The sequence below is a fragment of the Roseicyclus sp. genome, assembly GCF_052168335.1.
Taxonomy (GTDB): Bacteria; Pseudomonadota; Alphaproteobacteria; order Rhodobacterales; family Rhodobacteraceae; genus Roseibacterium.
In genome coordinates this window covers 1-5,967 of record NZ_JBQLZP010000642.1, presented here as the reverse complement: position 1 = coordinate 5,967, position 5,967 = coordinate 1, and the positions used below count along the sequence as shown (strand labels likewise).

Below are 5,967 nucleotides of genomic sequence, written 5' to 3'. Positions count from 1 at the left end.
CGGCTGCCCGCCCATCGCCGAGGTGATGACGGGCGTGATCACCTACATGCTGACCTTCGACCGGCTGCCCGAGCTCGACCGGCAGGGGCGGCCCGCGATGTTCTACGGCCAGCGCATCCACGACAAGTGCTACCGCCGCGCCCATTTCGACGCCGGACAATTCGTCGAGACCTGGGACGACGACAACGCGCGGCGCGGCTACTGCCTCTACAAGATGGGGTGCCGGGGGCCGACCACCTACAACGCCTGCTCCACCATCGGCTTCAACGAGGGCGTGTCCTTCCCCATCCAGTCCGGCCACGGCTGCATCGGCTGCTCGGAGGACGGCTTCTGGGATCACGGCAGCTTCTACGACCGCGTCACCGACCTCACGCAGTTCGGGGTCGAGGCCAATGCCGGCCAGATCGGCATGGCCGCGGCCGGCGCGGTCGGCGGGGGCATCGCGCTCCATGCCGCCGTCAGCGCGCTCAAGTCGGCACAGGTCAAGCGGCAGGACGCCGCCCGAGAGGAGGCGTAAGCCATGGTTCTCGACACACCCAACGGTTTCTCGCTCGACAATTCCGGCCGGCGCATCGTCGTCGATCCCGTCACGCGGATCGAGGGGCACATGCGCTGCGAGGTCAACGTCGACGACGAGGGCGTCATCCGCAACGCGGTCTCCACCGGCACGATGTGGCGGGGCCTCGAGGTCATCCTGCGCGGCCGCGATCCGCGCGACGCCTGGGCCTTCACCGAGCGGATCTGCGGCGTCTGCACCGGCACCCACGCGCTGACCAGCGTGCGGGCGGTCGAGGACGCGCTCGGGATCGCCATCCCCGAGAACGCGAACTCGATCCGCAACATCATGCAGCTCAACCTGCAGATTCACGACCACGTCGTGCATTTCTACCACCTGCACGCGCTGGACTGGGTGAACCCGGTCAACGCGCTGCGGGCAGATCCGCGCGCCACCAGCGAGCTGCAGCAGACGGTGGGTCCGAACCACCCAATGTCCTCGCCCGGCTATTTCCGCGACATCCAGAACCGCCTGCGGCAATTCGTGGAATCGGGCCAGCTCGGCCTGTTCAAGAACGGCTACTGGGACAATCCGGCCTACCGGCTGCCGCCCGAGGCGGACCTGATGGCGGTGACCCACTATCTCGAGGCGCTCGACCTCCAGAAGGAGATCGTGAAGGTCCACACCATCTTCGGGGGCAAGAACCCGCATCCGAACTGGCTGGTGGGCGGCGTGCCCTGCCCGATCAACGTGCATTCGGCGGGCGCCGTGGGCGCGATCAACATGGAGCGGCTGAACCACGTCTCCTCGATCCTCACGCTCTGCGAGGAGTTCGTGCGCAACGTCTACATCCCCGACGTGATCGCCATCGGCGGCTTCTACCGCGACTGGCTGCACGGCGGCGGGCTGTCGAGCCAGGCGGTCCTGAGCTACGGCGACATTCCCGAGCACGCCAACAACTTCGACGCGGGCCAGCTCCACCTGCCGCGGGGCGCCATCATCAACGGCGACCTCAGCCAGGTGCACGAGGTCGACATGCGCGACCCCGAGCAGGTGCAGGAGTTCGTCGACCATTCCTGGTACGACTACGGCGAGCCGGGCGTGGGCAAGCACCCCTGGGACGGCGTCACCGAGGCCCGCTTCGAGCTGGGGCCCAACACCGTCGGCGAGCGGACCCATATCCGCGAGATCGACGAGGCCGCGAAATACTCGTGGATCAAGGCGCCGCGCTGGCGGGGTCACGCGATGGAGGTGGGCCCGCTGGCCCGCTACATCGTGGGCTACGCCTCCGGCCACGAGCAGATCACCGACCAGGTCACGGGGCTCCTCCGGACCATGGACCTGCCGGTGGAGGCGCTGTTCTCGACGCTGGGGCGCACGGCCGCCCGCGCGCTCGAGGCGCAGTACTGCGCCGATCTGCAGCGGCACTTCTTCGACAAGCTCGTCACCAACATCCGCAACGGCGACGAGAGCACCGCCAACATCGAGCGGTGGGAGCCCTCGACATGGCCCGCCTCGACGCGGGGCGTGGGTTTCACCGAGGCGCCGCGCGGCGCGCTCGGCCACTGGGTCACGATCGAGAGCGGACGGATCGAGAACTACCAGTGCGTGGTCCCCACCACCTGGAACGGCAGCCCCCGCGACGGCGCGGGCAACATCGGCGCCTTCGAGGCGAGCCTGCTCGGCACGCCGATGGAGCGCCCCGAGGAGCCGGTCGAGATCCTGCGCACGCTGCACAGCTTCGACCCCTGCCTCGCCTGCTCGACGCACGTGATGTCGCCCGACGGCCACGAGCTCACCACCGTCAAGGTCCGCTGAGGAGAAGCGCCCATGAAACGCATCAGCACGCTCGCCCTCGCCGGTCTCGCGGCGGGCCCGGCCCTCGCCCATCCGGGCCATGACGCGTCGCCGGCGACCCACTGGGTCGCCGACCTGCCCCACCTCGCGGTCACGCTGGGGCTCGCCGCGCTCTGCGTCGTGGCGCTCGGCGGGTTCCTCGCGCGCCGCCGCGGGGCCTCGCGGAGGGACAAGCCGTGAAGGACACCACCGACGACGAGCCGATCCGCTCGACCTCGATCCACCAGGCGCGGCCGGACCTCGACATCCTGCCCGCCGCCCGGCTGACGGGGGACGCCACCGCCGCGGACCTCGAGAGCATCCGGCGGCGCACCTCGGTCTACGTCTACGAGGCGCCCGTCCGCCTGTGGCACTGGATCAACGCCGCCGCGATCACCGTGCTCTGCGTGACCGGCTACCTGATCGCCAATCCCCCGCCGACCATGATGATCGGCGAGGCGACCCACCAGTTCACCTTCGGCTACATCCGCTTCGCCCATTTCGCCGCCGCCTTCATCATGACGATCGGCTTCCTGGGGCGGCTCTACTGGGCCTTCGTGGGCAACCACCACGCCCGGCAGCTCTTCGTGCTGCCGGTCTGGAACATGCATTGGTGGAAGGAGGTCGTCTTCGAGCTGCGCTGGTATCTCTTCCTCGAGCGGGAGCCGAAGAAATACGTGGGCCACAACCCGCTGGCGCAGATCGCGATGTTCTTCTTCATGACGCTCGGGATCACCTTCATGATCTTCACCGGCTTCGCCCTCTATTCCGAGGGGCTGGGGCTCGGGTCCTGGGCGGACCGCATGTTCGGCTGGATCATCCCGCTCGTCGGCGGAAGCCAGGCGCTGCACTCGATCCACCAGCTCGGCATGTGGGCGATCCTGGTCTTCGTCATGATCCACGTCTACGCGGCGATCCGCGAGGACATCATGTCCCGGCAGTCGATGGTCTCGACCATGATCTCGGGCCACCGCACCTTCAAGGACGACAGACCGGACTGAGCCCGATCCGGCGGACAGGAGGGACAGGCGCCCGGGCCGGACAGACGGCCCGGGCGCCGCGACGCTTCCGGCGGGTGGACAGGCACTGACCGTATCCGTTGGCGGGGCGGTCGCCGATTTCTACCTCAATTTGATCCAGATCAAATTCATACAACCATCGGGCGACTACTGCTAAGCGACCGACCGGTTCCGCGGGCGATCGGCAAGCACGCGGCCAGTACGGCGACGCACGGGGAGGTGCGGATGCCAGAGACGACCCTCATCCTCGGTATCGGCAACGTGCTCTGGGCGGACGAAGGCTTCGGCGTGCGCTGCGTCGAGCGGCTGGCCGAACTGCATTCCTTCGGCCCGGAGGTGCGCATCCTCGACGGCGGCACGCAGGGCCTCTACCTCCTGCCCTTCCTCGAGGAGGCGCGGAACCTCCTCGTCTTCGACGCGGTCGATTACGGCCTGCCGCCCGGAATGCTGAAGGTGGTCGAGAACGACGCCGTTCCCGCCTTCATGGGCGCCAAGAAGATGAGCCTGCACCAGACGGGCTTCCAGGACGTGATCGCGACCGCGCAGCTCATGGGTTGCTGCCCCGCGCGGCTCTGCCTCATCGGCTGCCAGCCGGAGGAACTCGAGGATTACGGCGGCGGGCTCAGGGACATCGTGGCGGCGCAGATCGAGCCCGCGCTCGGCATCGCGCTCGAGAAGCTCGCGGACTGGGGCGTGTCGGCGCGGCCCGGCACCGCCCACGCGCCCGACCTGGCCGACCCCGCCATCCGCCGCGGCGCCTACGAGAGCGGCCGGCCGAGCGCCGAGGCCGCCTATCGCCACGGCGACGCGCGCTTCCTCCCCCGGCGGGAGGGTTAGGCGCATGTGCATCGGCATCCCCGTCGAGATCGTGGCGGTGGAGGGCATCCTCGGCCACGCGCGCGACGGGGCCGAGACGCTGGCCATCGACCTCTCGCTCACCGGCCCGGTGCCGCCCGGCACCTGGGTCCTGAACTTTCTCGGCACCGCGCGCGAGGTGCTCGACCCCGACGAGGCGCTGAGGATTCGCGCCGCCGTCGGCGCGCTGCGCTCGGTCATGGCCGGGGGCGGCGTGGGCGACGCCTTCGACGACATCGAGGCCCGCGGCCCGCAGCTTCCGCCGCACCTCCGGGCGGCGCAGGCGGCGGGCAAGACGACGGCATGACCCAAGGGAGACGCATGTGACGAGCCACCCCCTCATCGACCGGCTGACCAGCGAGTTCGGCTTCCCGCGCCTCGCGACCGAGGCCGATCGCGACGCCTTCATCGGGGCGCCGGGCGTCCACGTCCTCTTCATCCCCGGCGATCCGGTCCGCAACCTCGAGACGACCGATGTGGCGGTGATCCTGCCCGAGCTTCGGCAGGCCTTCCAGCAGGCCTTCGACTGCGCCGTGGTGGACGACGCCATCGAGGCCGCCACGCGCGAGGCGGTCGCGGTCTACAAGACGCCCTCGCTGATCTTCTTCCGCGACGGGATGCAGATCGGCGCCCTGCCCCGCGTGCGCGACTGGTCCGACTACATGGCGCGGATCGCCCAGATCCTCGCCGCCCGCACCCAGCCCCTCGACGCCTGAGCCCGGAGCCAGACCATGCCCAGCGATTTCCGCCTTCCCCCCGTCGGTTTCGGCCCCGGCTCGCAGCTCGCCCAGGGCGGCGGGGACGAGCTGAGCTACATGACCATGCCGAAGGACATGGCCGTCTTCATCCCCCACACGCCGGAGGTCGAGAACCCGGACGCCGTCGGACCGGCGCTGGCGCTGATACAGGAGGTCGCCGCAGCCTGCACGCGGATCGCGACCGAGGGCGGCACGCGGCAGTTCGACCTCGCCCCCCTCGACGCCGGGAACCGCGCGCTCGTCGCCGACACGCTCGGCGAGGGCGAGGTCTCGGCCAGGCTCCGCGGGGTTCCGCCGCTCGCGGTGCAGGAGACGCGGTTCGCGGGTGTCTGGGTGCTGTCCGGGCCCGGCACCGACAGGATCGAGGTCGGCGCGATCCCGGGCGCGCTGCGCACCCGCGCCTTCGCGCCGCTGCGCCCCGCCCGGGGTGCCGAAGCACCGAAGGGGCCCGGCGTCATCAACGCGCCGCCGATCTATGCCGAGCTTGCCGAGCAGTCGAGAACGCAGGCCCCCGGCGCCCCGCCGCATGTCGTGAACTTCACCCTCCTGCCGCACACCGAGGACGACCTGCGCTGGCTCGACGCGGCGCTCGGCGAGGGCGCGGTCACGATCCTGAGCCGCGGCTACGGCAATTGCCGCGTGACGGCGACGGCGCTGGCCCGCGTCTGGCGCGTGCAGTTCTTCAACTCGATGGACACGCTGATCCTCGACACGCTGGAAGTGTCGGACATGCCCGAGGTCGTGCTGGCCGCGCCCGAGGACCTGAGCGACTCCGGCGCCCGCCTGCTCAAGGTGCTGGAGGCGATCGGATGAGCGTCTTCGAGGGCGGCTACCACCATTCCGACACCGGCCTCAGTCCGCAGGCGGTGCTCGAGTGCAAGATCTGCTGGACCGTCTACGACCCGGCGCGCGGCTGCGACTTCCGCCAGATCGATCCCGGAACGCCCTTCACGGCGCTGCCCGAGGACTGGACCTGCCCCACCTGCGGGGCGGAGAAGACGGC

9 protein-coding genes are annotated in these 5,967 nt (G+C 70.0%); all 9 read left to right on the top strand.

Features of this window, described 5'->3' with window-relative positions; translation table 11 throughout:
- A partial coding sequence (locus tag ACTS11_RS19680; protein ID WP_442641981.1) for a hydrogenase small subunit occupies positions 1 to 517 on the top strand: 517 nt, incomplete at its 5' end.
- A gap of 3 nt (positions 518 to 520) precedes the next feature.
- Positions 521 to 2,314: a nickel-dependent hydrogenase large subunit gene (locus ACTS11_RS19675; RefSeq protein WP_442641980.1), complete on the top strand. Its 1,794-nt coding sequence runs from the start codon at positions 521 to 523 to the stop codon at positions 2,312 to 2,314.
- Between the two features lie 12 nt (positions 2,315 to 2,326).
- Entirely contained in the window at positions 2,327 to 2,533 is a 207-nt protein-coding gene (locus ACTS11_RS19670) for a DUF6732 family protein (protein WP_442641979.1), read from the top strand.
- 38 nt (positions 2,534 to 2,571) lie between these two features.
- Entirely contained in the window at positions 2,572 to 3,333 is a 762-nt protein-coding gene (gene cybH / locus ACTS11_RS19665; RefSeq protein WP_442641982.1) for a Ni/Fe-hydrogenase, b-type cytochrome subunit, read from the top strand.
- A 243-nt stretch (positions 3,334 to 3,576) separates the two neighbouring features.
- Complete coding sequence (locus tag ACTS11_RS19660) at positions 3,577 to 4,188, top strand: HyaD/HybD family hydrogenase maturation endopeptidase (RefSeq protein ID WP_442641978.1); 612 nt, start codon at positions 3,577 to 3,579, stop codon at positions 4,186 to 4,188.
- A 4-nt stretch (positions 4,189 to 4,192) separates the two neighbouring features.
- Positions 4,193 to 4,513 (top strand): HypC/HybG/HupF family hydrogenase formation chaperone, encoded by a 321-nt coding sequence (locus ACTS11_RS19655; RefSeq protein WP_442641977.1) that lies wholly within the window; start codon positions 4,193 to 4,195, stop codon positions 4,511 to 4,513.
- A gap of 16 nt (positions 4,514 to 4,529) precedes the next feature.
- Positions 4,530 to 4,922: a hydrogenase accessory protein gene (locus ACTS11_RS19650; RefSeq protein WP_442641976.1), complete on the top strand. Its 393-nt coding sequence runs from the start codon at positions 4,530 to 4,532 to the stop codon at positions 4,920 to 4,922.
- 15 nt (positions 4,923 to 4,937) lie between these two features.
- Positions 4,938 to 5,777: a hydrogenase expression/formation protein gene (locus tag ACTS11_RS19645; RefSeq protein WP_442641975.1), complete on the top strand. Its 840-nt coding sequence runs from the start codon at positions 4,938 to 4,940 to the stop codon at positions 5,775 to 5,777.
- The coding region (locus ACTS11_RS19640) for a rubredoxin (protein WP_442641974.1) at positions 5,774 to 5,967 on the top strand (194 nt) is incomplete at its 3' end. The genes ACTS11_RS19645 and ACTS11_RS19640, both read left to right, overlap by 4 nt.

Coding starts and splice junctions, on each gene's coding strand:
- ACTS11_RS19675 (WP_442641980.1), top strand. CDS start 521: ATGGTTCTCGACACACCCAACGGTTTCTCGCTCGACAATTCCGGCCGG.
- ACTS11_RS19655 (WP_442641977.1), top strand. CDS start 4,193: ATGTGCATCGGCATCCCCGTCGAGATCGTGGCGGTGGAGGGCATCCTC.
- ACTS11_RS19670 (WP_442641979.1), top strand. CDS start 2,327: ATGAAACGCATCAGCACGCTCGCCCTCGCCGGTCTCGCGGCGGGCCCG.
- ACTS11_RS19645 (WP_442641975.1), top strand. CDS start 4,938: ATGCCCAGCGATTTCCGCCTTCCCCCCGTCGGTTTCGGCCCCGGCTCG.
- ACTS11_RS19660 (WP_442641978.1), top strand. CDS start 3,577: ATGCCAGAGACGACCCTCATCCTCGGTATCGGCAACGTGCTCTGGGCG.